Raw genomic sequence first — 23,913 nt, forward strand, 5'->3', positions numbered from 1 at the left:
GTGCGCATCGATGCGCACCGGCCGCCCGCGTCCTGTGCCGTATCAGCGGCCCTGGAGCTGAGCCAGCTTCCGTCCGGCCTTGAGGTACGCGGCCCCGGCCGTGTCCGCCAGCTTCTCGGCCAGCACCTCACCCAGCGGCCGGACCGAATCGGCCTCCGCGAGCGTCACCGTCTGCTGGCCGTCGCCGCCCTCCACGACCAGCCGCAGCGCATTCTGCTTGGCCAGCCGCCGCGCCGCCGAGGCGCTCGGCGTGAACTCCAGGACCTTGGTCAGCACCGTCGCCACCGTCTGTGCGCCGTGCGCCGCGACATCGACGACCGGCAGCGACTCCACGTCGGAGAACGACTTCTTGGAGAACTGCGCAATGAAACCGGTCCGCGCCGCCATCGCCGCCTCCAGGCCGTACAGCGCGGCCACGACCTCGCCCGCCAGGACCTTCTTCAGGTCCATCGGGTGCAGCGAGCGGTCCGCGACCCGCCCCAGGACGAGCGCGATCTCGTCGTCCGTCCACTCCGTCCAGGCCTTGAGGTACGGCTCCATCAGCCGGTCCGGCACCGACATGATCTTGCCGAAGACATCGTCGGCGGGCGCGCTCAGACCGACGTAATTGCCCTTGGACTTGGACATCTTGGCGCCGGTGCCGTCCGTGCCCTCGATCAGCGGCATGGTCACCACCAGCTGCGGCCGCTGCCCGCGCAGCTCCATCAGCTTGCGGCCCATCTGCAGATTGAGCAGCTGGTCGGAGCCGCCGAGCTCCACGTCGCACTCCAGCGCCACCGAGTCCAGGCCCTGCGCGATCGGGTACAGCAGCTCCGTCATGGTCAGACCGGAGCCGGCCGCGAGGCGGTTGCGGAAGTCCTCGCGCTGCAGCAGCTGGGAGGCCGGCACCTGGGCGAGCAGCGTGAGCAGCTCCGGGAAGGTGTACGGCGCCAGCCACTCGCTGTTCTGCCGGAAGCTGACCTTCTCGAAGTCGAAGAACGGCCGCACCTGTTCCCGGTACGTGGCGAGGTTGTGCGCGATGTCCTCGTCGGTCAGCGGCGGGCGCTCGGCCGTACGGCCCGACGGGTCGCCGATCTTGGCGGTGAAGTCACCGATGATCAGCGTCACGGCATGGCCCAGCCGCTGGAACCGGCTCAGGACGATCAGCGGCACCGCATGCCCCAGGTGCATATCGGTCGCCGTCGGGTCGATGCCCAGCTTGATGTGCAGACCCTGGCCGGCCGCGCGGCGCTCCTCGATCCGCTCGGCCAGCTTCTCCACGCCCGGCAGGACCTCGACGGTACGGGCCGCGATCAGCTCGGCCTGCTCCTTGGCGGGCAGGTCCGTCAGATCGAGGGAGCGCCGCGCGCCCGTCTCCCGGATCAGCTCCTGGACCGTGGCGTCCGAGGAGAGGTCGGCGGAGAGCAGAGCGGTGGCGCGGGCGACGGATTCGCCGAGGCGTGTCATGGCGTTCCTGATCGATCGGGTTTTCCCGTGAGGGAGGACAGGGCGTCCCGGCAGGGACAGGGCAGAAGTCTATGGCCAGCGCGCCGGGAGCCCTGCACGGGTTTTCGCGCGGGGCCCCGGCTCCGGCCGGAGCCGCCCCGTCACACCCCGCGGCTGACCGAGCTCATATGGAAGTCCGGGATGCGCAGCGCCGGCATCGCGGCACGGGTGAAGTAGTCGCCCCACTCGCGCGGCAGCGTCCGTTCCGTACGGCCGGCCTCCACCGTCCGGGACAGCAGATCCACCGGCGACTCGTTGAACCGGAAGTTGTTCACCTCGCCGACCACCTCGCCCTTCTCGACCAGATAGACGCCGTCCCGGGTCAGCCCGGTCAGCAGCAGCGTCGCCGGGTCCACCTCGCGGATGTACCACAGGCAGGTCAGCAGCAGCGTGGGCCCGTCATGGCCGGCGGCCGCCACCATGTCGTCCAGCGAGCGTGAACCGCCGCCCTCCAGTAGGAGGTTGTCGATGCCCGGCGCCACCGGAAGACCGGTCAGCTCGGCACTGTGCCGGGTGGTCGGCAGCCGGTTCAGCACGCCCTCATGCACCCACTCGGTGGCCGTCAGCGGCAGCCCGTTGTCGAAGACCGAGGCGTCGTCGCCGGAGGAGTGCGTCAGCACGAACGGCGCGCACTCCAGACCGGGCGCCTGCGGGTCGCTGCGCAGCGTCAGCGGCAGCTCGCTGAGCCGCTCGCCCAGCCGGGTACCGGCCCCGGGCCCCGGCGCCCCGCCGTTGCCTTCGGCCGGCCGGGAGAAGACCGTACGGCCCTCGGCGGCATCCCGGGCCCCCGACGACCACATCTGGTAGACGAGCAGGTCGCCGACGGCGGTCGGCGGCAGCAGCGTGTCGTACCGCCCGGCGGGCAGCTCGATCCGCCGCCCGGCCCAGCCCAGCCGCCGGCTCAGCTCGGCGTCCAGCTCGCGCGGATCGACATCGGTGAAGTCGCGGGTCGCGCGGCCGGCCCACGCCGAGCGGACTGCTCCCGCGCCGGAACCCGCGGACTTGGCGTTCAGCTCCAGCGTCCCGGTGGGCTGGTCGTGCCGCAGCCGCAGCCCCGTCGAGGTGCCCAGATACGACGAGACGAGGTCGTGCCGGGCGAAGCCGTACAGCGCACGGCCGCCGGCGCGGGCCTGCCGGAACGACTCGCCCAGAGCCGGCGCGAACGCCGCGAACACCTCGGAGGAGGTCTCGGCGGGCGCCTCGGCGAAATCGGCGGACACCTTTTCGCCCCCGACCAGCGGCCGGGCGTCCTCGGCGGGCCCGGCGTCCCGGGCAGCCGCCTCGGCGGCACGGACCAGCGGCTCCACCTCGTCCGCGGTCACCGCGGAGCGCGAGACGACCCCGGACGCGGTGCCCTGGCCGCCGTCCACGGTCGCCACGACCGTGAGGGTGCGGCCGCGGGTGACGCCATTGGTGGTGAGCGCATTGCCCGCCCAGCGCAGATTGGCGCTGGAGCGTTCATCGGCGATGACCACACAGCCGTCGGCCCGGGAGAGCTCCAGCGCCCGCTCGACGATCTCGTGCGGCCTGTTCTTGCGCGGCGTACGTGTGCTCATCGACCGGCCTTCCGTGTGGTGCTGGACGCTTCGGGGGTCTGGTGATGACTCGGTGTCGACCTGGGAGCAGAGCTTACCGAGGGGTGGTGGCACTGGCGGAGACACAGATCGGCCGCCCGTCGCCGATGGCGGGGAGGCCGCCGCTCGTGATGCCCGTCAGGGATTGCGGGACGGCCCTCAGCCGTCGTTCGTTTCGTCGTCAGGTACCCAACGCAGCACGTCGCCGGGCTGGCACTGGAGTATGCGGCAGATCGCGTCGAGTGTCGTGAACCGCACCGCCTTCGCGCGACCGTTCTTCAATACGGCGATGTTGGCCGGCGTGATACCGACGGCAGTGGCGAACTCGCCGACCGACAGGTTGCGTTGGGCGAGCTGGAGTTCGAGGTCGACGATGATGGCCATCAGATCACTTCGGCAATCTCGGTCTCCAGATCCGTCGCCTTGCGCAAGAGGCTGCGCATGATGACGACGAGCATCGCGAACGCCGCTCCCACGCCGACGCTCGCGATGGCGGCGGCCAAGGCTCCGATGATCTCCATGCGGTCGTCGGGAGAGGGAATGTCGGCCACGGTCAGATGCCCGGTGACCCCGATCGCCAGCAGCGTCGCCACGAGGGAGGACCCGATGAGGGTGTCCACCCATCGGAAGGCCCGCGGCGTGAAGATCGCGCCGCGTCGGACCATGGCGAGCAGCATCCACACGGCGACGAGCGCGACCTGGACGCAGGCGATGCCGATGATCGCCACGGTCACGTACGGCGCGGCGAAGGGGGCGTAGGGAGGGAAACGGTCGAGCTCATCGGCCGCCGTCGTCGGAATGACGACGACCTGGCCGAAGAGGCCGACGGCGATGGCTGCGACGACGCCGATCCGGAGCGTGGTGATGAAGAAGCGATGCACGTATCGATTATCGATTGGTTTCGATCGAAAATCAATCGATCCCGCCCGGCTCATCGGCGACCTGATGCCCGACTGTGGAGCGCGCCAGGCTGCCCAGGGCTTCCTCATGCCTCTCGGGGCACCCCTATGCCTCTCAGGGACACTCCCTCTCAGGGACGCCCCGACTCCTTCGCGGTGTTCAGGATGTTCACGTTCCGAAAGAGTGCCGAAGGGCAGCCGTGCGACACCGCGGCGATCTGTCCGGGCTGAGCCTTTCCGCAGTTGAAAGCGCCTCCGAGGACGTAGGTCCGGGGCCCGCCCACCGCCTCCATGGAGCCCCAGAAATCAGGGGTGGTTCCCTGATAGGCAACATCCCGGACCTGCCCGCAAAGGCGTCCGTTCCGGATCGCATACGCCCTCTGCTGTGTGAACTGGAAGTTGTACCGCTGCATATCGATCGACCAGGACCGGTCGCCGACGACATAGATGCCGCGCTCCACCCCCGAGATCAGCTCCTCGGTGGAGGGCCCGTCCGCTGCCGGCTGCAGCGAGACGTTCGCCATCCGCTGGAGGGGCACATGGCCCGGGGAGTCCGCGTACGCACAGCCGTTGGAGCGGTTGTAACCCGTCAACTTCGCGATTCTGCGGTCGAGTTGGTAGCCGACCAGGGTCCCGTCCTTGATCAGGTCCCAGGACTGGGCGGCCACCCCCTCGTCGTCGTAGCCGATGGTCGCGAGCCCGTGTTCGGCGGTCCGGTCGCCCGTCACATTCATGATCTCGGAGCCGTACGCCAGCTTCCCGAGCTGGTCGAAGGTGGCGAACGAGGTCCCGGCGTAGGCCGCCTCGTAACCCAGTGCCCGGTCCAGCTCGGTGGCGTGCCCGACCGACTCATGGATCGTCAGCCAGAGGTTGGAGGGATCCACCACCAGGTCGTACGTGCCGGACTCGACGCTCGGCGCACGCATCTTCTCGGCGAGGTGCTCGGGGATACGCGCCAGGTCACCGTCCCAGTCGTAGTGGCCGCCGGTCAGGTACTCCCAGCCGCGGCCGGCCGGCGGGGCGAGGGTGCGCATCGAATCGAAGTCGCCGGTCGCCGGGTCCACCGCGACCGCGGTCAGCTCCGGATGCAGCCGCACCCGCTGCTGGGTGGTGCCGGTGCCGGCGGAGTCGGCGTAGAACTTGTTCTCCTGGACGGTCAGCAGCGAGGCGTCCGCATGGGCCACGCCCTTGGCGGCCAGCAGCCGCGCGCTCCACTCCGCCAGCAGCCCGCTCTTCTCGGCGTCCGGCACGTCGAACGGGTTGATCTCGTACGAGGAGACCCAGGTGCGGTCCGGGTGGGCGGGCTCGTCGGCCAGCTCGACCGTCTCGTCGGAGCCGGCGGCCGCGCTCACCTTCGCCGACAGCTTGGCCATCGCCACGGCCTGCGAGGCCACCCGCGCCGCGGCGTCCATCGTCAGATCCACCCCGGAGGCGAAGCCCCAGGCCCCGCCGTGCACCACCCGGACCGCGTACCCGAGGTCGGTGGTGTCCGAGGTCCCGGACGTACGGGCGTCCCGCAGCCGCCAGGACGCGCTGCGGATCCGTTCCAGGCGGAAGTCCGCGTGGCCGGCGCCCAGCGCGCGGGCGCGGGCCAGCGCCGCATCGGCCAGCGCGCGCAGCGGCAGCGCCAGAAATGTCTCGTCAACGGCATGGGGTGCAGGCAAGGAGTCCTCCCGTGGTCGGCGCCTGCATCATGCCTTGTGGCGCGCCCGTGGCCCAGGGCGCGCCGGTGTGCGGCGCGGAGTACCGGCCGGGGTGGCGCGATGCGCCGGGTCCGTACGGCACGGCCGCGGGGGCCCGCGGGGGCGTGCCGGGGTGCGGTTCTGTGGAGACCCGACAGTGACCGGCGCGCGGGCCTGTCCGTGCTGGATTCCACCTGAGGGCCCCGTGACCGATAGTTTCGTATCGAACGCAGGCCGGACAGGAAACGGAAAGGGTGATCTCTTGAGCCGCTCGGTTCTGGTCACCGGAGGTAACCGCGGCATTGGCCTCGCCATTGCCCGTGCCTTCGCCGAGGCAGGCGACAAGGTCGCCATCACCTACCGCTCGGGCGAGCCGCCCGCGGGGTTTTTGGCCGTGAAGTGTGACATCACGGACAGCGAGCAGGTCGAGCAGGCGTACAAGGAGATCGAGGAGAAGCAGGGTCCGGTCGAGGTGCTGGTGGCCAACGCCGGCGTCACCCGTGACCAGCTGCTGATGCGGATGTCCGAGGAGGACTTCACCTCGGTCCTGGAGACCAACCTCACCGGCACGTTCCGGGTGGTCAAGCGCGCCAACCGGGCGATGCTGCGGGCCCGCAAGGGCCGGGTCGTGCTGATCTCGTCCGTGGTGGGCCTGACGGGCTCCGCGGGCCAGGCGAACTACGCCGCATCCAAGGCCGGCCTGGTGGGCTTCGCCCGCTCGCTCGCCCGGGAGCTGGGCAGCCGCAACATCACCGTCAACGTCGTCGCCCCCGGCTTCGTCGACACCGACATGACCCGTGTGCTCACCGATGAGCAGCGGGAGGGCATCGTCAAGCAGGTACCGCTCGCGCGGTATGCGCAGCCCGAGGAGATCGCCGCCTCGGTCCGCTTCCTGGCCTCCGACGAGGCCGCGTACATCACCGGAGCCGTCATTCCTGTCGACGGCGGATTGGGCATGGGTCACTGATCAGCATGAGTGGAATCCTTGCAGGCAAGCGCATCCTGGTCACGGGAGTCCTGACCGAGTCGTCGATCGCGTTCCAGGCGGCCAAGGTCGCCCAGAACGAGGGCGCCGAGGTCATCCTCACCGGCTTCGGCCGGCTCTCGCTCGTCGAGCGGATCGCCAAGCGGCTGCCCAAGCCCGCGCCGGTCATCGAGCTGGACGTCACCAACCAGGAGCACCTGGACGGGCTGGCCGACAAGATCCGCGAGCACCAGGGCGAGGGCGCCCGTCTCGACGGCATCGTGCACTCCATCGCCTTCGGCCCGCAGGGCGCCTTCAACTTCCTGGAGGCGGAGTGGTCGGACGTGGGCACCGCGGTGCAGGTCTCGGCGTACTCGTACAAGTCGCTGACGATGGCCTGCCTGCCGCTCATGGAGCACGGCGGCGCGGTCGTCGGCCTCACCTTCGACGCGCAGATCGCCTGGCCGAAGTACGACTGGATGGGCGTGGCCAAGGCGGCGCTGGAGAGCACCAACCGCTACCTGGCGCGTGACCTCGGCCCCAAGAACATCCGCTGCAACCTGGTCTCGGCGGGCCCGATCAAGTCGATGGCCGCCAAGTCCATCCCCGGCTTCGAGGAGCTGGCGGACGTGTGGAACCACCGGGCCCCGATCGGCTGGGACCTGGCCGACCCGGAGCCGGCCGGCCGCGGTGTCGTCGGCATGCTGTCCGACTTCTTCCCGCGGACGACCGGCGAGATCGTGCACGTCGACGGCGGCGTGCACATGATGGGCGCCTGACGCCCCCGGCGCATCCCTACCGCCCGTTCCGGTCCGCCGGGGCGGGCGGCAGGCGTTTTCGGGGCGGGAGCGGGCGGTGGCCGCGTACGCCCCTGTGTCAGCCCCGCTGTGTCAGCTCCGCTCCGGGAGGCCGACCCGGCAGCCGAAGGGGTGGGCGCTCGCCTCGGCGGCGGCCAGTTCGCCGTCGCCCGCGCGGATCGCCTCCACCAGCCGGGCATGGTCCATATGTGCCTCGGGCCGCAGCTCCTCGCCCACGTCGGCCCGCAGGAAGTCGCGCAGCACGCCCCCGAGGTCGGCGTAGATCTCGGCCAGCACCTCGTTGTGCGAGGCCGCCACGATCGCCATGTGCAAGGTCGCGTCGGCGGTCACGAAGGCCTCCGCACGACCGGACTCCCAGGCCACCTCGCGCCGCTCCAGCAGGCCGTCGATCTGCCGCAGGTCCTGCGTGGTGCGCCGGCGCGCGGCGAGCCGGGCGGCCGCCGCCTCCAGGGCACTGCGCAGCTCGGCGACGTGTCCGGGCTCGGCCGCCGCGAACCGGCGGTTCATCACCCCGGCCAGTTCGCTGGTCGCCACCACGTACGTCCCCGAGCCCTGCCGGATGTCCAGCAGCCCGTTGTGCGCCAGGGCCCGTACGGCCTCACGGACGGTGTTGCGGGCCACCCCGAGCTGCTCGACGAGCTCCGGCTCGGTGGGGATACGGGATCCCACCGGCCACTCACCGGACGTGATCTGGGCGCGCAGCTGCGCGATCACCTGGTCGGCCAGCGCGGAGCGGCGGGGCGAGGTCAGAGGCATGGCTGCGCTCCGGGGTGAAGGTGTGGACGGACGGCGGCGGCACGGCGCCCGGCGGACCCCTCCGGTCCCCGGCGCCGGCTCGGACAGCAGAGGGTACCGATATCGACTGGACAAGCATTCATCCCATGATTCTATGATGGCGCCTATGACGGACGACAACCTCGCGACCCTCGGCCCCGCCGCCGAGCCCCGTACCACCCCCGCCGGCCGGACCCCCGCCGGCCGGACCGCCGCCGGCCGGACCGCCGGCAGTGCCCCACAGCCGCAGCCGGGCCCCGGCCGAGCCGCGCCGGAGACCCTCCGGGACACCGGGCCGGCCGGCCGCCTGCTGCCGCGGATCGTGATCGCCGGTCTCGTCCTCGCCGCGCTCAACCTCCGCCCGGCCATCGCCAGCCTCGGCGCGCTGCTGGAGGAGGTCCGCGACGGCCTCGGCATGAGCGGCACCGTCGCCGGGCTGCTGACCTCCGTACCCGCGCTGTGCTTCGCCGCGTTCGGCATCGCCGCGCCCCGGCTGGCCAGGCGCTTCGGGCCCGGCGCGATCGTCTGCGCCGGCCTGGTCGCGATCACCGTGGGTGTCGCGGTGCGCCCGTACGCCGGCGGCACCGGAGGCTTCCTCGCCGCCAGCGCGCTCGCCCTGGCCGGCATCGCGGTCAGCAACGTCCTGATGCCGGTCGTCATCAAGAGCTGGTTCGCCGACCGGGTCGGCACGATGACCGGGCTCTACTCCATGGCGCTGGCCCTGGGCACCTCGCTCGCCGCTGCGCTCACCGTTCCCATGACCGATGCGCTGGGCGGCAGTTGGCGGACCGGGCTGGCCGTGTGGGCGGCGCTCGCCGCGGTCGCCGTGCTGCCCTGGCTCGTGGTGGTACGGCAGCGCGGGGCCCTCGCCGGACCGGCCACGGACGCCGCGGCGCGCGCCGCGGAAGCCCCCGTACGGATCACCTCGTCACCGACCGCCTGGGCGCTGGCGGTCTTCTTCGGCCTGCAGGCCACCGCCGCGTACATCACGATGGGCTGGATGCCGCAGATCTTCCGGGACGCCGGGGTCTCGGCGGGCACCGCCGGGGTGCTGCTGGCGGTCACCATGGCGATGGGCGTCCCGCTCTCCTTCGTGCTGCCGCGGCTGGCGTCCCGGATGCGGCACCAGGGTCCGCTCGCGGTGCTGCTCGGCCTCTGCGGCCTGGCGGGCTACGCCGGACTGTGGCTGGCGCCGGCCGCCGGCGCCTGGGTCTGGGCGCTGCTGATGGGCATCTCCAACTGTGCCTTCCCGCTGGCCCTGACGATGATCGGGATGCGTTCGACCAGCGCCGCCGGGGTCGTCAAGCTCTCGGCCTTCGCGCAGAGCGTCGGCTATCTGATCTCCATCCCCGGACCGCTGCTGGTCGGCACGCTCTACCAGCACAGCGGTGGCTGGGGGCTGCCGATCGCCCTGATGGCAGGGCTGATGGTGCCGCAGATCGCGGTGGGTGTGCTGGCCGGCCGGGACCGCCGCATCGAGGACGAGACCTGAGTGCGACACTGGTCGGCATGCCAGTGCTCGAACCGAATCCGCAGGGCGGCCAGAAGAAGCTGCTCCTCGTCCTGAGTGTCATGCTCGGCGTGACCGTCCTCGTCGCGATCATCGCGAGTATCGCCGCGCCGTAGCCCGTCTTCAGCCGGGCCGCGGCCCGGGGGCCGCGGGGGACGGGGGGTGGCCCCACCGTCCCCTAGGGGGCCGGCATCAGGGGTAAGTGGGTGGCTTCCCGGGTGGGAACGGCCGCCGGAGATCCGTAGCTTCGAAGTGCACCGCATACCGCGGTGGGCGCGCCGTCCGCGGCCGCGCAGCCCTTCGAGCCGCCATGGAGGCGATCTCCGTGTCCGCCGCGTTCAGCCGGTCACCCGCAGCCAAGGCCTGCCGCCTGCGGGCGCGGCTGCCCTGGTGGGCGCTCGCCCTGCCGGTGGTCTCCTTCACGGCCCTGCTGCTGCTCGTCGCGAGCGCCGGCGAGGCCGGCGCCGCGAGCGCCCCGCAGGGCCTGGCCGCGCTGTGGGATCTCCTGGCCTCGATCGTCCGCGGCGGTGCCCGGTGACCGCCCGCGCCCGCGCCTCACCCGGCGGAGGGAGCACTTCAACACCCCGCGCCCCGCGCCGCCTTTCGTGCGAAGCTGGGACGCATGAGCGCCGATACACCCCGCCGGATTGTCCTTCTCCGACATGCCAAGGCCGAATGGTCGGAGACCAGCGATCATGAGCGTCCGCTCGCCGAGCGCGGCCGCAAGGATGCCCCGGTCGCCGGCCGCTGGCTGGCCGGAGCCGGGATCACCCCCGATCTGACCCTGTGCTCGACGTCAGCGCGCACTCGCGAGACCTGGAAGCTCGCCGTCCATGAGCTTCCGCAGCGACCGAAGACCGTCTACGAGGAGCGGATCTACGAAGCCTCGCTGGGCGAGCTGATCGCGCTGCTGAACGAGACCTCCGACGACGTGACCGACCTGATGCTGGTCGGGCACAACCCCGGCGTGCACGCCCTCGCCGACGCGCTCTCCGGCGATGCGGAGGGCGATCTGCTGCCGCGGATGAACCGCAGCGGCTTCCCGACGGCCTCGGTGGCCGTGCTCGCCTTCAACGGCTCCTGGAAGTCCGTCGAGCACGGCGTCGGCCGGCTGGTCGCCTACTGGACGCCGCACGAGTGATCCCGACGCCTTGGCCCGCCGGGCGCGCGGGAAGGCGGCACTGACGTGCCGAGGGCCCCTGGAATTCGCCACAGCTGCCGGGGCCCTCGTGTGTGCCCGGACGGTCCTTCCCGGACGGTCCTTCCGGGGCGGTCCTTCCCGGACGGTCCTTCCCGGACGGTCCTTCCGGGGCGGTCCTTCCGGGGCGGTCCGGGCGGTGCCCCGTGCCGCGGCCGCGCCCGGACCGCCCCCGGGCCGCTCATCCGACGTGGGTGTCCGCCGCCTCGACCTCTTCGCGGGTGATGCCCAGCAGATACAGCACGGTGTCCAGGAACGGCACGTTCACCGCGGTGTGCGCCGCCTCCCGGACCACCGGCTTGGCGTTGAAGGCGACACCGAGCCCGGCCGTGTTGAGCATGTCGAGGTCATTGGCGCCGTCCCCGATCGCGACGGTCTGCGCGAGCGGCACCCCGGCCTGCTGTGCGAACTTCCGCAGCAGCCGCGCCTTGCCGGCCCGGTCCACGATGTCGCCGGTGACCCGGCCGGTGAGCTTTCCGTCCACGATCTCCAGGGTGTTGGCCGAGGCGAAGTCCAGCCCCAGCTCCTCTTTGAGCGCGTCGGTGACCTGGGTGAATCCGCCCGAGACGACGCCGACTTGATAGCCGAGCCGCTTGAGCGTCCGCACCAGGGTGCGGGCCCCGGGGGTGAGCCGTACCTCCTTGCGCACGGCCTCGACCACGGACGCGTCGAGCCCGCCGAGCAGCTCGACCCGGGCGTGCAGCGACTGCTCGAAGTCCAGCTCACCGCGCATCGCGGCGGCGGTGACCTCGGCGACCTCGGCCTCGCAGCCGGCGTGCGCCGCGAACAGCTCGATGACCTCGTCCTGGATGAGCGTCGAGTCGACGTCCATGACGACCAGCCGCTGCGCCCGGCGCTGCAGCCCGGCCGCCACCACCGCGATGTCCACGCCGAGCCGCGCGGCCTCGGGGGCCAGCACGCTGCGCAGCGCCTCGGTCGCCGCGCCGGAGACCGCGAACTCGACGGCGGTCACCGGATACTTGGCCAGCCGGAAGATCCGGTCGATGTTGCCGCCAGTGGCCGTTATGGCGGCGGCGATCGCGGCGGCCGTCTCCGCGGTGAGCGGGTGTCCCAGCACGGTGACGTGCGAACGCCCGGTGCCGCGCGGACGGTTGTCGCCCCGGCCGGAGATGATCTCCGTCTGGAGGTTCAGCGACTCGGCCCAGCTGTGCACGGTGGCCCTCAGGTCACCCTCGGAGGAACCGGTGGCGCCCTGGGCGGGGGAGGGGGCGGTGACCAGCGCGCACAGTGTGATGCGTCCCCGGGTCACCACCTGTTCGATGTCCACGACATCGACGGAGTAGGCGGCGAGGGTGTCGAAGAGACCTGCGGTGATGCCGGGCCGGTCCTTCCCGAAGATCTTCACGAGAAGGGTCGGTACGTCATCACCCGGTACGGCGGTGGCAGGCGGGATCTGCGATGCGCTCATGGTGCCCTTACGGTAACCGCCGGGGGGTCGGGTCCGTACGGGTGTCCGGGGTTCGGACCGGCGCGGCCCCGTGCCGCCACACCCGCACCCCTCGCCTCCGGCCTCCGGCGCCCCGTCGATCGTTATGGACTCGTGTCCGGCTCACCCCGGACCGCCGCGGCCAGGAGATCCGCTCCGGTGCGCCAACCCCCTTGCCGGGGCGACGGGTTCGGCACAGGACCGGAACGCATCCGCGACGGACGCGCCGGCGGTCAGGTATTCATCCGCTTCTTCGTCCGCTTCATCCCATAATGCGGCCTCCGCGGCGGACGTGCAGGACATCCCCGGCGGGCGGTGCCACCGCCTGCCGCAATCCGTTCCGTCCGGAACGCCCGTAATCCGGTGATCCCTGCCTCTCCATGGGCGCTTCCTGTGCTCCGGGCGAGTCCGGCGGCACCGAGGCAACCCCCTTGCACCCCGGTCCCGTCCCGGTTTCCGGTCCGAGGGCCGAGCCTGAAATAGTTCCTCACGATGTTCGCCATCCCTGGACTTCCCATACAGGGCGTCACTCGGGGGACTATGTATTGGGGCATGGAGTGCCTGAACTCGTACTCGAATTGAACGGTAGGACCTGGACACTCGATCCGTCCCGGTCCTACAACGTGGGCCGTGATCCGCAGGGTGACATGGTGCTCGACGACGCCAGGGTCTCCTGGCGGCACGCCACCGTGCGCTGGGCCGGCCGCAGCTGGATCATCGAAGACCAGGGCAGCACCAACGGCACGTACGTCCAGGGCCGGCGGATCCACCAGATGGAGATCGGCCCCGGCTCGACCGTGCACCTGGGCAATGCCACCGACGGTCCCCGGGTGACCCTGTCCGCCGGGGCGTCGGCCGCCGACGGCTTCGGCGCGCAGCCCGCGATGGCGCCGCAGCAGCAGGCCGCGCAGGGCCGGCAGGCGCCCCCCGCGCACCAGCCGCCGGACCGGCAGCCGCCCGACCGGCAGGGCCGGCAGGCCCCGCCGCAGGACCGGCAGCCGCCGTACGTACCGCCACAGCAGGCCCAGCAGGCCCAGCAGCCACCGCAGGCCCAGCAGCCGGTGCCCTCGCAGCAGGCCCGGCGGCCGGAGGAGAGCCCCGGGCAGCAGGCGGGCGGCGCACCGGTCCACGGTGACCGCAGCCCGACCACGTTCCACCGCCTCGACACGGGCCGGGTGATGCGCATCGGCCGTGCGCTGGAGAACGAACTGGTCGTCTCCGACCTCCAGGTCTCCCGCCACCACGCCGAGTTCCGCGCCACCCCCGACGGCCGTTTCGAGATCCATGACCTCGGCAGCCACAACGGCACGTACATCAACGGTCAGCCGGTCCCCAAGTCCGGCAAGGCGCCGGTCGGCCCGAACGACATCATCGGCGTCGGCCACTCCACCTTCCGGCTGGTCGGCGACCGGCTGGAGGAGTTCGTCGACACCGGCGGGGTCTCCTTCTCGGCCCGCCACCTCACGGTCACCGTCGACGGCGGCAAGCAGATTCTCAAGGACGTCTCCTTCGGTGTCCCCGAGAAATCGCTGGTCGCGGTCATCGGCCCCTCCGGCTCCGGCAAGTCGACGCTGCTCAAGGCGCTGACCGGCTACCGCCCCGCCAACCAGGGCGATGTCCTCTACGACAACCGGAACCTCTACAAGCAGTTCGCCGAGCTGCGCCAGCGCATCGGTCTGGTCCCGCAGGACGACATCCTGCACAAGGAGCTGACCGTCCAGAAGGCGCTGCGCTACGCCGCCAAGCTCCGCTTCCCCGGCGACACCGCCGAGTCCGAGCGCGAGGCCCGGATCGACGAGGTGCTGCGCGAGCTCAAGCTCGACATCCACAAGGACAAGAAGGTCACCTCGCTCTCCGGCGGTCAGCGCAAGCGGGTGTCGGTGGCCCTGGAGCTGCTCACCAAGCCGTCACTGATCTTCCTGGACGAGCCGACCTCCGGCCTCGACCCGGGCATGGACCGCGATGTCATGCAGCTGCTGCGCGGCCTCGCCGACGACGGCCGCACCGTCCTGGTCGTCACCCACTCGGTGGCCGAACTCGGCCTGTGCGACAGGCTGCTGGTGATGGCACCGGGCGGTGGCGTGGCCTACTTCGGCCCGCCCGAGGAGGCGCTCAACTTCTTCCAGTACGCCACCTGGGCGGATGTCTTCTCGGCGTTCGAGAACTACCGCGACTACGACTGGATGGGGCGCTGGCGCGGCTCCCCGCACTATCAGATGTACGCGGCGGACATCGACGCCGTCGCCCCGCAGTCGGTCAACGTCCAGGCGCCGCCGGCCCGGATACACAAGTCCCAGAGCTGGGGCTCGCAGCTGTGGACGCTGATGCGCCGCTATGTCTCGGTGCTCGCCTCCGACCGGGGCTTCCTGGGGCTGATGCTGATCCTGCCCGCGGTGCTCGGTGTGGTCTCGATACTGATCCCCAGCGACTTCGGTCTCGGGTACGGCCCGCCGGCCAAGCACCGCACCAACCGCGACGCGAGCACGATCATGCTGATCCTCGCGGTCGGGATGTGCTTCTCGGGCGCCGCCAACTCGGTCCGTGAGCTGATCAAGGAGCGGGTCATCTACGAGCGCGAACGGGCCACCGGCCTGTCGCGGTCGGCGTATCTGATGTCCAAGGTGATCGTGCTCGGCGTGGTCACGGCCTTCCAGGGCGTGATCATCACGGCGATCGGCTTCTCCACCCGGAACATGCCCGCCGAGGGCCTCATCGTGGCGAAGGCCCCGGCGATCGAGATGGCGCTGGCGATCATCGCCCTCGGCTTCACCTCGATGATGTTCGGCCTGATCATCTCCGCGCTGGTCAAGACGGCCGAGAAGACCATGCCGCTGCTGGTCATGTTCGCCATCGTCCAGGTCGTCTTCACCGGTGTGCTCTTCCAGCTCTTCGACACCGTGGGCGTCGCCCAGTTCGCCTGGCTGATGCCGTCGCGCTGGGCCGTCGCCGCGATGGGCGCGACCGCCGACATGAACACGCTCCTGCCGTGGGAGCCGGGCAACCCGGACCCGCTGTGGAAGCACCACACCGGCGTCTATGTGATGGACATGATCATCCTGATCAGTCTGGGCATCGCGCTCGGTATCGCCGTCGCGCGGCTGCTGCGCCGCCATGAGCCCGAGGTCATGCGCAAGTAACGCCGCGCTCCGCAACGGCACGCCCGACGTGTCGCCGCGCACCGCAACGGCACGCCCGAGGGGCGGCACCCGGTACTTGGGTGCCGCCCCTCGGCGGTGTGTACGCGACGGCGGACCGTCAAAACCGTCGGCTCAGTAGGCCGAGTTGACGTTGTCCATCGAGCCGTACTTGTCCGCCGCGTAGTTGCAGGCGGCGGTGATGTTGGCGACCGGGTCGTAGATGTTCCAGGAGGTGCCGGGAACGTGGTACGTCCGGAAAGTCGGGTCGATGACCTGGAGCAGGCCCTTGGACGGGATGCCGTTCTGGGCGTTGACGTCCCAGAGGTTGATCGCGCTCGGGTTGCCGGACGACTCGCGCATCAGGTTGCGGTAGATGCCGTCGTACGAGCCCGGGATGCCCTTCTTGGCCATGACGTCCAGCGACTGGCGGATCCAGCCGTCCAGGTTGTTCGGGTAGCTCTTCGCGACGGGCTGCACGTCGGCGACCGGCTTGACCGCGACCGCCTTCGGCGCGGCGGCGGGGATCGCGGTGCGCACGGCGGACCGGCTCGCGGCAGCCTTCACCGCGCGCGCCTTCTCGGCCTTGGCCTTCGCCACGGCGGCGGCCTTCGCCTTGGCGGCCTTCTCGGCCGCGGCCTTCTTGGCGGCGGCCTCGGCCTTGCCCTTGGCGGCGGAGTCGTCGGCCTGCTTGGCGATCGTGGCCTGCTGGGTTTTGGCGGCGGTACCGACCGCGCTGAAGGCCACCGGCTGTACGTTCTCGACGGTGGAGGCCTGGGGCTTGCCCTGGCCGCCGGCGGCGCCCGGAACGACGGTGAAGGCGAGGGCAGCGGCACCGACTGCGGCGACACCGGCAACGGAGAGCTTGTGCGTCCGGGTCAGGCGGTGAAAACCAGAATTGGCGTGCTGAGGCATGGCGGGACAGACCTTCCGATGGGGGGACGCCGCACGGGCCCAGAGCGGTGGCGAACGCCGAGTTCCGATCACGGCGCCGAGCGACGGGAGCCATTCTTAGCGGCCGGAAATTCCCCCGGCAAAGGTGTGACGTACGATCCGGGTTAGTGGAACGAGGGTGAGGGATATTGCGTCCCGAATAGGACTTCCCCAGCTCACGCCGTATTGGGGGGTCCACTAACCCGGCTCGTAAGTGACCTGCGTCCTATGCGCGGCGTCACAGTGCCACACGGTTTGTCTCGCCGGACGTAATTGCAAATGCACAGTCCGTATGCGTCAGCTCTCACCATGAATTGTCCGAGCGACCTGCGCACCACATCGGGCCCTTTGCCTTCCGGGGACGGACAGACCGCCGGAATCAGCACGAGCGGTTTCCCATGGGCGGGCGCCTCGGCACCGGGCGCCTCGACACCGCGCGCCTCGGCACGGGCCGTCCCGGCACCGGCCGGCCGGGCTCGTCACGGGGCGGGCGCCCGGTTCACGGGGTGAGCGTCCTGGGCGTCCCGTCGGGCCGGCCGCCCAGTCGGGGCCGGCATTCCGGCCGGCCGGGCGTCCCGTCGGGGTGGACGCCCGCCCTCCGCCGATCGGCGCCTCCACCGTGCCCGGATTCAGTCCGGCAGCACGAGATGCAGATCGCCGAATTCATGCCACAGATAGCGCCGCTGCACCGCCGCCGCGTAGGCGCGCCGCAGCACCTCCTCGTCCGCCACCGCGCCCAGCATCAGCAGATGGGAGGCGGTGGGCTCGTGCAGCCCGGTGAGCAGGCCGTCCACCGCCCGCACCCCGCGCTCCGGCGTCACCACCAGATCCGTCCAGCGGGCCGCGGCCCGCACCCGCCCGTCCGCGCCGGTTGCCGACTCCAGGGCCCGTACGGCCGTGGTTCCCACCGCCACGATCCGCCCGCCCGGGACGCCCCGCGCCAGGCCGTGCCGCCGCGCCGCCGCCCTGCGCCGGGCCCGCGTGGCGTTCACCAGCCAGGCCGTGGTCGGCGGCACCACGAACCGCTCCGCGCAGGGTGGCTCGAACGCCTCCGCCGAGGCGACCCCCGTGTGCAGCGAGACCGGCGCGAACTGCACGCCCTTGCTGACCAGCCGCGCCACCAGTCCGGCGGTGAAGGGCCGGGCGGCACTCGGCATCTCGGCGCTGCCGCCGCCGGGGGAGTCCACCGCGAACACCGTCCGGTACGCGGCCAGCGGCTGGTCCCGGTCCGTGTAGCCGTAGCGGATCGGCCGCCCGTGCCGCCGCATCAGCTCCGGTACCTCCGTACCCGTCACCCGCGCCCACCACAGCCGTGCGCTGCCGGGATCCAGCGGGGCCTGAAGCACCAGCCGCGCCCCGCCGGGCAGCCGCACCACCGCGCCCGCCGGACCGCCCGCCCGCGGCCGGGTGCTGCCCCACCCGTCCGGGCTCCGCAGCTCCACCGCCCAGCGCCCGTCCACGGCCCGGCCCGCCGGGTGCCACCGGTCCGCCCGCGTCGAGAAGTGCACCACCACCCGCTCACCGCGCCCCCGGCCGTCCCCGGCCCGGCCGTCCACCGCCGCCGGGAGCGTGGGCGAGGTGTTCACCACCAGCACGTCCCCGGCCGCCAGCAGATCCGGCAGCTCACCGAAGACGTGATGGCCGGCCTCGGCGGCACCCCGGCTCACCATCAGCCGTACGGCGTCCCGGTCCAGGCCCGGCCCCCGCTGCTCGGCCGGAATCCGGGCCGACAGCTCCTCCGGGACCTGCAGCGCCTCCGCGATCACCGGGGACTCGCCCCGCCGGGCGCCTCCGCGCCGGCCGCGGCGCCGTACCGCCCGCTGGGGGCCGCGCCGTCCAGCAGCCGCAGCAGTGCGGGTACCACCGTCGCGGGCAGCGGCCGGCCGGCGGTGTCCTCGTCCGGTACGGCGGCCGCGTACAGATCGGTCCGCATGTCGCCCGGATCCACCCACCACACCCGCAGCCCCGGCTCCTCCACCGCGAGCACCGCCGACTGCTGGTCCAGCGCCGCCTTCGCCGCCCCGTAACCGCCCCAGGTCGGGTACGGGGCGACGGCCGCGTCCGAGCTGATGTTGAGGACCGCCCCACCCGTCCTGGCAGCCGCCGCCTTCGCTGCGATACCTTCGCCCGCTATCCCGATATAAGTGGACGAATCGGACGTTCCGGCATTTCGGGCATTGCGTATATAAGGGTGTGGATCGTATGTCCCGTCATTGTCGACGTCGGCTGCAAAAGGAGCGTTCCCTATATAAGGGACGACTTCTTCATACGAGGGCACATAGGAGGAAGCGCGCAAGAGCGGCAAAGCCTTCTGGACGAGTCCCAGCGGTGCCACCACATTCACCTCCAGCGCCGTCCGCAGCCCGTCCAGCGGATGGTCCGCCAGCCGCACCAGCGGCTCGGCCCCCAGCGCGCTCGCGTTGTTCACCAGCAGATCGAGCCCGCCCAGCTCGCCGGCCGCGGCGACCAGTGCCGTCCGGTGCCCGCCGTCCGTCACATCGCCGGGCAGCGCGACCACCCGCACCCCCGTCGCGCGCAGCTCCCGCGCCGCCTCCTCCAGCGGACCGGCCGACCTGGCGTCCACGACCAGATCCCAGCCCCGTCCCGCCAGTGCCGCGGCGAGCGCCCGGCCCAGCCCCTTCGACGCCCCCGTGATGATCGCCACCGGCATGATCACATCCCCTTCCCGCCGAGGCCGGGATCCCGGCCCTCGCCCTTACGGTAGGAACGCCACCGCCCCGCGGGCGTCGGGCGCCGGACCGGCCATGGCCAGGGCATTCGGCCTAGGCCGGTGGGCGTAGGCGGCAGCCGTCATCGGACCGATACGGGCTGGTCGCCCCGCCGGTACGGTGAGGCCATGACCAACGGACCGGGAGCCGGGATCCCCGCGGTGAGCACCGCGATCCTGGCGATGAGCAGGCATCTGGAGGTCCGCGACGTCCTCAAGACGATCGTGGCCTCGGCCCGCGAGCTGCTGGACGCCGAGTACGCCGCGCTGGGCGTGCCCGACGACCACGGCGGCTTCGCCCAGTTCGTGGTGGACGGCGTCAGCGCCGAGGAGTGGAAGGCCATCGGCCCGCTGCCCCGCCAGCACGGCATCCTCGCCGCGATGCTGCACAACGCCACCCCCGAGCGGCTGGCTGACGTCCGTGCGGACCCCCGCTTCGGCGGCTGGCCGGCGGCCCACCCGGACATGTCCGACTTCCTCGGTCTGCCGGTGGCCGACGGCGACGAGATCCTCGGCGCCCTCTTCCTGGCCAACAAGCGCTGCCCCGAGCCCTCTCCTGCCCGCGCGGACGGCTGCCGCTTCACCGAGGAGGACGAGCGGCTGCTCGGGATACTCGCCCAGCATGCCGCCATCGCGCTGACCAACGCCCGTCTCTACGAGCGCAGCCGCGAGCTGACCATCGCCGGGGAGCGCGCCCGGCTCGCCCACGAGCTGCACGACGCGGTCGCCCAGAAACTCTTCTCGCTCCGCCTCACCGCCCAGGCTGCCACCGCCCTGGTCGACCGGGACCCGGCCCGTGCCAAGGACGAGCTGCACCAGGTCGCCGCGCTGGCCGCGGAGGCCGCCGACGAACTGCGGGCCGCCGTCATCGAACTGCGGCCCGCGGCCCTGGACGAGGACGGCCTGGTCGCCACCCTGCGCTCCCAGGCCCAGGTCCTGGACCGCGCCCACTCCGCGCACGTCACCTTCGCGGCCCACAGCGTCCGGGCGCTGCCCGCCGCCCAGGAGGAGGCCATGCTCCGGGTCGCCCAGGAGGCGCTGCACAACGCCTTGCGGCACTCCGGCGCCGGGCATGTCGAGGTCACCCTCACCCGCAACGGCCAGGGGGCCCTGCTGCGGATCGCCGACGACGGCTGCGGTTTCGACCCGCGCGCGGTCCGCCGGGCCGGCCGCCACCTGGGCCTGGTCTCGATGCGTGACCGGGCGAGCGGTGTCGGCGGGCAGCTCACCGTGGAATCGGAGCCCGGCAAGGGCACCGCTGTCGAGATGGAGGTGCCCGGTGGCTGACAAGGACAGCGGCGGTGCGACGGGAGCCCCCCGGGACGAAACCGCGACGGGCTCCGGGCGGCGGGTGGCCGGCGACGGACGGGCCATCCGCGTCCTGCTCGTCGACGATCACCAGGTCGTGCGCCGCGGACTGCGGACGTTCCTGGAGGTCCAGGACGACATCGAGGTGGTGGGTGAGGCCTCCGACGGGGCCGAGGGCATCGCCGCCGCCGAGGAACTGCGCCCGCACGTGGTCCTGATGGACGTCAAGATGCCTGGCATGGACGGCATCGAGGCGCTCCGCAGGCTGCGCGAACTGGACAACCCCGCCCGGGTGCTGGTGGTGACCAGCTTCACCGAACAGCGTACCGTGGTCCCGGCGCTGCGCGCGGGCGCGGCCGGCTATGTCTACAAGGACATCGACCCGGAGGCGCTGGCCGGCGCCATCCGCTCCGTCCACGCGGGCCATGTCCTGCTGCAGCCCGAGGTGGCCGGCGCCCTGCTCACCCCGGAGGAGAACAACGGCGGCCAGGGGCGCGGCACTTCCCTCACCGACCGGGAGCGCGAGGTGCTTGCCCTGATCGCGGACGGCCGCTCCAACCGCGAGATCGCCCGCGCGCTGGTGCTGTCCGAGAAGACCGTCAAGACCCATGTCTCCAACATCCTCATGAAACTCGACCTCGCCGACCGGACGCAGGCCGCACTGTGGGCCGTACGGCACGGCATCGGGGCCTGAACGCCGCACGGCATCGGGGCCTGAACGCCGCACGGGAGCGCCGGTGTACGCACGGGAGCGCCGGTGTACGGCGGTGCTCCCGTACCGCGCTGACGCAAGCGGAACGTCGTCTTCAGATCCGAGATTCATACTGTCGTGTAGCGGTAGCCCATTCGGCGTATCCCTTCTCGCCCCGCGCCGTTGTCCAGTGCAGTCGTGGCGGCTGGCCACGGCAACGGCAACGAGGAGCTAGCGAAGTGAAGAACATCAAGCGCGCAGCGGCCATCACGATGGTGGCGAGCGGCCTCGCCCTCGCGGGCGCCGGCGTCGCCTCGGCCCACACCCCGCAGGCGCAGGGCGGCGCGGTGCACTCCCCGGGCATCGTCTCCGGCAATGTCATCCAGGCTCCGGTGCACGTCCCCGTGAACGCCTGCGGCGTCACCGCCACGGTCATCGGCGCGCTCAACCCCACCTTCGGCAACCCCTGCCTCAACGCCTGAGCACCGGCTCCTGCAGGATCCGCCTGACCCGCGCGACGCCAAGGTCCGCGCGGGCCGGGCCGGACCGGCACCGTCCCCCCTTCGACGCGCGGCCGGTCCGCTCCCTCCACCACCGTCCTTCCCGGCCCTGTGCCACCACGTGAGGAACACGCCCCATGAACACCGCCAAGAAGGCCGCCCTCGTCCTCGCCGCCACCGGCATCGCCCTCGGTGCGGCCGCCGGATCCGCCTTCGCGACCAGTGGCGCCCAGGCCGACGGCACGGCCGTGCTCTCCCCGGGCATCGTCTCCGGCAACCTCGCCCAGGTCCCCGTGCATGTCCCCGTGAACGCCACCGGCAACACCGCCAATGTCATCGGCGCGCTCAACCCCGCCTTCGGCAACATCACTTCGAACAACTGAGGTTGTCCGATCGGGGGTGAACGGCTCCGCCTGCCCAGAGCCGTCCGTCCCCTTTCGGCGAGGGCCCCGTCGACCACACAATGGTCCGGCGGGGCCTTTTCCGTTCACCCCCGGTGCCGCTCCCGCTCCTCCGCCGCGGAGTTGTACGCCGCCACCTGCGCCCGCCGGGCCGTACGCTCCACCGGCCGCAGCGCCTCGGCGCGGGCCGCGATCTCCGACGAGCTCACCGCGCCACCGTGCTCCCTGCCGTCCCCGCCGGCCTGCTGCGCGATATCGATGAGCGCACCGACGCGCTGCGCCAGCTCCAATACCCGCACCGCCCGCGGCGGATACCCGGGAGCCAGCACCTGTCGGCCGGCCTCCGCCCGCGCCCGGTAGGCCTCCAGCGCCGCCTGCGCCACAGGGCCGGCCCCGGCCACGTCCAGCTTCGAGAGCAGTTCGGTCGCGTCCCGCAGGGCCTCGGCAAGCTCCCGCTCCGCCTCGCCCAGCGACGGCACATCGGCCGGCGGCGCCTCCCGCACGGGCAGACAGCGCCAGACCACCTCCACATGCACATCGGGTCCGGCACCACCCTCCGGCCCGGCCTCGTACCTCTGCGGAATCAGTCCGAGCCCGGCCCCCGAGGCGAGCACCGCCTCCTCGGCCTCCAGCGCCCGCGCATTGAATTCCGGCGGTCCGCACAGCCCCAGCGGATGGCCGGGCACCGGCAGGGCGACCCGCAGGCCGGTCGCCCCCAGCGCCCGCAGCCGGCCCAGCGCGAGCGTCAGCCCGACCGGCGCCGCCTCTCCGGGCAGGCCTTCCACGCGGTGCACCGCATCGTCGTCCGCGATCCGGTGCGCGGCTTCATCAGGTGAGACAAGTCCGGCCAAAAGGGCATTTCCCCATGCCGCAAGCCGTCCTGAACGAGGTTCATCGAGCATGGCCCCAGCCTAGGGAAGAGCACTGACAACGAGTGGCGTAGGTTTGCAGGGGGGCTGCGCCTACAGGTGTACGCGACGACCGAGAAGCAATGGGAGACAACGCGCTCATGAGCGATGTGCTGGAGCTGGTGGACGTATCCGTGGTCCGCGAAGGACGGGCTCTGGTGGACCAGGTCTCCTGGTCGGTGAAGGAGGGGGAGCGCTGGGTGATCCTCGGCCCCAACGGCGCCGGCAAGACCACCCTGCTGAACGTCGCCTCCAGCTACCTCTACCCGACCGCCGGCAGCGCGTCGATCCTCGGCGAGCGGCTCGGCAAGGTCGACGTCTTCGATCTGCGCCCGCGCATCGGTATCGCCGGCATCGCGCTGGCCGACAAGCTGCCGCGCAGCCAGACCGTCCTGCAGACCGTGCTCACCGCCGCGTACGGCATGACGGCCAGCTGGCAGGAGAACTACGAGGACATCGACGAGCAGCGCGCCCGCGCCTTCCTCGACCGCCTCGGCATGACCGCCTACCTCGACCGGAAGTTCGGCACCCTCTCCGAGGGCGAGCGCAAGCGCACCCTGATCGCCCGCGCCATGATGACCGACCCCGAGCTGCTCCTGCTGGACGAGCCGGCCGCCGGTCTGGACCTCGGCGGCCGTGAGGACCTGGTGCGCCGCCTCGGCCGCCTCGCCCGCGACCCGTACGCGCCCTCGATGATCATGGTCACCCACCATGTCGAGGAGATCGCCCCGGGCTTCACCCACGTCCTGATGATCCGTCAGGGCAAGGTGCTGGCCGCCGGCCCGCTCGAACTCGAACTCACCTCCAGCAACCTCTCGCACTGCTTCGGCCTCCCGCTGATCGTCGAGCGCAACGGCAACGACCGCTGGACCGCCCAGGGCCTGCCCCTGACCTGACGGCCCGCCCGTCGCCCGACCGCCACCCCGCAAGGAGCCCCCGGACTCCCTCCCGGGTCCCCG

23 protein-coding genes are annotated in these 23,913 nt (G+C 71.8%); 12 read left to right on the forward strand and 11 right to left on the reverse strand.

What is annotated here, in order from left to right; translation table 11 throughout:
- Positions 1–42: 42 nt before the first annotated feature.
- The 5 genes from tyrS to ACWGJY_RS33795 form a co-directional block, all read right to left on the reverse strand.
- Positions 43–1,446, reverse strand: coding sequence for a tyrosine--tRNA ligase (tyrS, locus tag ACWGJY_RS33775; protein ID WP_453264697.1), 1,404 nt, complete (start codon positions 1,444–1,446; stop codon positions 43–45).
- A 140-nt stretch (positions 1,447–1,586) separates the two neighbouring features.
- Positions 1,587–3,041: a metallopeptidase TldD-related protein gene (locus tag ACWGJY_RS33780; protein WP_453264698.1), complete on the reverse strand. Its 1,455-nt coding sequence runs from the start codon at positions 3,039–3,041 to the stop codon at positions 1,587–1,589.
- A gap of 177 nt (positions 3,042–3,218) precedes the next feature.
- Complete coding sequence (locus ACWGJY_RS33785; protein ID WP_453264699.1) at positions 3,219–3,443, reverse strand: helix-turn-helix domain-containing protein; 225 nt, start codon at positions 3,441–3,443, stop codon at positions 3,219–3,221.
- Entirely contained in the window at positions 3,443–3,994 is a 552-nt protein-coding gene (locus tag ACWGJY_RS33790) for a DUF2975 domain-containing protein (RefSeq protein WP_453264700.1), read from the reverse strand. The genes ACWGJY_RS33785 and ACWGJY_RS33790 overlap by 1 nt, the downstream gene beginning before the upstream one ends.
- Before the next feature lie 95 nt (positions 3,995–4,089).
- Positions 4,090–5,622 carry a TldD/PmbA family protein gene (locus tag ACWGJY_RS33795; RefSeq protein ID WP_453264701.1) on the reverse strand — a complete coding sequence of 511 codons (1,533 nt, stop codon included), beginning with the start codon at positions 5,620–5,622 and terminating at the stop codon, positions 4,090–4,092.
- 280 nt (positions 5,623–5,902) lie between these two features.
- Here ACWGJY_RS33795 and fabG point away from each other — a divergent pair, with 280 nt between their 5' ends.
- The gene (gene fabG, locus ACWGJY_RS33800) at positions 5,903–6,607 is read left to right on the forward strand and encodes a 3-oxoacyl-[acyl-carrier-protein] reductase (protein ID WP_453264702.1); all 705 of its coding nucleotides are present in this window, start codon (positions 5,903–5,905) and stop codon (positions 6,605–6,607) included.
- A gap of 5 nt (positions 6,608–6,612) precedes the next feature.
- Positions 6,613–7,383, forward strand: coding sequence for an enoyl-ACP reductase FabI (gene fabI / locus ACWGJY_RS33805; RefSeq protein WP_006606409.1), 771 nt, complete (start codon positions 6,613–6,615; stop codon positions 7,381–7,383).
- Positions 7,384–7,494: 111 nt separating this feature from the next.
- On the opposite strand, the gene ACWGJY_RS33810 is transcribed toward fabI, so the two are convergent.
- The gene (locus ACWGJY_RS33810; RefSeq protein WP_453264703.1) at positions 7,495–8,178 is read right to left on the reverse strand and encodes a FadR/GntR family transcriptional regulator; all 684 of its coding nucleotides are present in this window, start codon (positions 8,176–8,178) and stop codon (positions 7,495–7,497) included.
- A gap of 145 nt (positions 8,179–8,323) precedes the next feature.
- Here ACWGJY_RS33810 and ACWGJY_RS33815 point away from each other — a divergent pair, with 145 nt between their 5' ends.
- From ACWGJY_RS33815 to ACWGJY_RS33830, 4 genes are all read left to right on the forward strand, one after another.
- Complete coding sequence (locus ACWGJY_RS33815; protein ID WP_453264704.1) at positions 8,324–9,688, forward strand: CynX/NimT family MFS transporter; 1,365 nt, start codon at positions 8,324–8,326, stop codon at positions 9,686–9,688.
- A gap of 17 nt (positions 9,689–9,705) precedes the next feature.
- Entirely contained in the window at positions 9,706–9,822 is a 117-nt protein-coding gene (locus tag ACWGJY_RS33820; RefSeq protein WP_453264705.1) for an SGM_5486 family transporter-associated protein, read from the forward strand.
- 209 nt (positions 9,823–10,031) lie between these two features.
- Positions 10,032–10,244, forward strand: coding sequence for a hypothetical protein (locus ACWGJY_RS33825; protein ID WP_453264706.1), 213 nt, complete (start codon positions 10,032–10,034; stop codon positions 10,242–10,244).
- Between the two features lie 84 nt (positions 10,245–10,328).
- Positions 10,329–10,847 carry a SixA phosphatase family protein gene (locus tag ACWGJY_RS33830; protein WP_453264707.1) on the forward strand — a complete coding sequence of 173 codons (519 nt, stop codon included), beginning with the start codon at positions 10,329–10,331 and terminating at the stop codon, positions 10,845–10,847.
- Between the two features lie 238 nt (positions 10,848–11,085).
- On the opposite strand, the gene serB is transcribed toward ACWGJY_RS33830, so the two are convergent.
- Complete coding sequence (gene serB, locus ACWGJY_RS33835; RefSeq protein WP_453264708.1) at positions 11,086–12,333, reverse strand: phosphoserine phosphatase SerB; 1,248 nt, start codon at positions 12,331–12,333, stop codon at positions 11,086–11,088.
- 563 nt (positions 12,334–12,896) lie between these two features.
- Here serB and ACWGJY_RS33840 point away from each other — a divergent pair.
- Complete coding sequence (locus ACWGJY_RS33840; RefSeq protein WP_453264709.1) at positions 12,897–15,488, forward strand: FHA domain-containing protein; 2,592 nt, start codon at positions 12,897–12,899, stop codon at positions 15,486–15,488.
- A 132-nt stretch (positions 15,489–15,620) separates the two neighbouring features.
- On the opposite strand, the gene ACWGJY_RS33845 is transcribed toward ACWGJY_RS33840, so the two are convergent.
- The 3 genes from ACWGJY_RS33845 to ACWGJY_RS33855 all read right to left on the reverse strand — a co-directional run bounded on the left by ACWGJY_RS33845 (position 15,621) and on the right by ACWGJY_RS33855 (position 19,089).
- Positions 15,621–16,400 carry a transglycosylase SLT domain-containing protein gene (locus ACWGJY_RS33845; protein WP_453264710.1) on the reverse strand — a complete coding sequence of 260 codons (780 nt, stop codon included), beginning with the start codon at positions 16,398–16,400 and terminating at the stop codon, positions 15,621–15,623.
- A gap of 647 nt (positions 16,401–17,047) precedes the next feature.
- On the reverse strand, positions 17,048–18,184 hold the full coding sequence (locus tag ACWGJY_RS33850) for an S-adenosylmethionine:tRNA ribosyltransferase-isomerase (protein ID WP_453264711.1): 1,137 nt from the start codon (positions 18,182–18,184) through the stop codon (positions 17,048–17,050).
- Positions 18,181–19,089 (reverse strand): SDR family NAD(P)-dependent oxidoreductase, encoded by a 909-nt coding sequence (locus tag ACWGJY_RS33855; protein ID WP_453264712.1) that lies wholly within the window; start codon positions 19,087–19,089, stop codon positions 18,181–18,183. The genes ACWGJY_RS33850 and ACWGJY_RS33855 overlap by 4 nt, the downstream gene beginning before the upstream one ends.
- 186 nt (positions 19,090–19,275) lie before the next feature.
- On the opposite strand from ACWGJY_RS33855, the gene ACWGJY_RS33860 reads away from it, so the two are divergent.
- From ACWGJY_RS33860 to ACWGJY_RS33875, 4 genes are all read left to right on the forward strand, one after another.
- Entirely contained in the window at positions 19,276–20,433 is a 1,158-nt protein-coding gene (locus ACWGJY_RS33860; RefSeq protein WP_453264713.1) for a GAF domain-containing sensor histidine kinase, read from the forward strand.
- A gap of 64 nt (positions 20,434–20,497) precedes the next feature.
- Positions 20,498–21,148 (forward strand): response regulator, encoded by a 651-nt coding sequence (locus ACWGJY_RS33865; protein WP_453264723.1) that lies wholly within the window; start codon positions 20,498–20,500, stop codon positions 21,146–21,148.
- Positions 21,149–21,384: 236 nt separating this feature from the next.
- The gene (locus ACWGJY_RS33870; RefSeq protein WP_453264714.1) at positions 21,385–21,627 is read left to right on the forward strand and encodes a chaplin; all 243 of its coding nucleotides are present in this window, start codon (positions 21,385–21,387) and stop codon (positions 21,625–21,627) included.
- Between the two features lie 155 nt (positions 21,628–21,782).
- Entirely contained in the window at positions 21,783–22,028 is a 246-nt protein-coding gene (locus ACWGJY_RS33875; protein ID WP_453264715.1) for a chaplin, read from the forward strand.
- Positions 22,029–22,132: 104 nt separating this feature from the next.
- Here the strand turns inward: ACWGJY_RS33875 and ACWGJY_RS33880 are convergent, their stop codons facing one another.
- Complete coding sequence (locus ACWGJY_RS33880) at positions 22,133–22,948, reverse strand: hypothetical protein (RefSeq protein ID WP_453264716.1); 816 nt, start codon at positions 22,946–22,948, stop codon at positions 22,133–22,135.
- Between the two features lie 89 nt (positions 22,949–23,037).
- On the opposite strand from ACWGJY_RS33880, the gene ACWGJY_RS33885 reads away from it, so the two are divergent.
- Positions 23,038–23,850: an ABC transporter ATP-binding protein gene (locus tag ACWGJY_RS33885; protein ID WP_453264717.1), complete on the forward strand. Its 813-nt coding sequence runs from the start codon at positions 23,038–23,040 to the stop codon at positions 23,848–23,850.
- Positions 23,851–23,913: the final 63 nt, after the last annotated feature.

This window comes from Streptomyces sp. NPDC054765, from assembly GCF_053612065.1.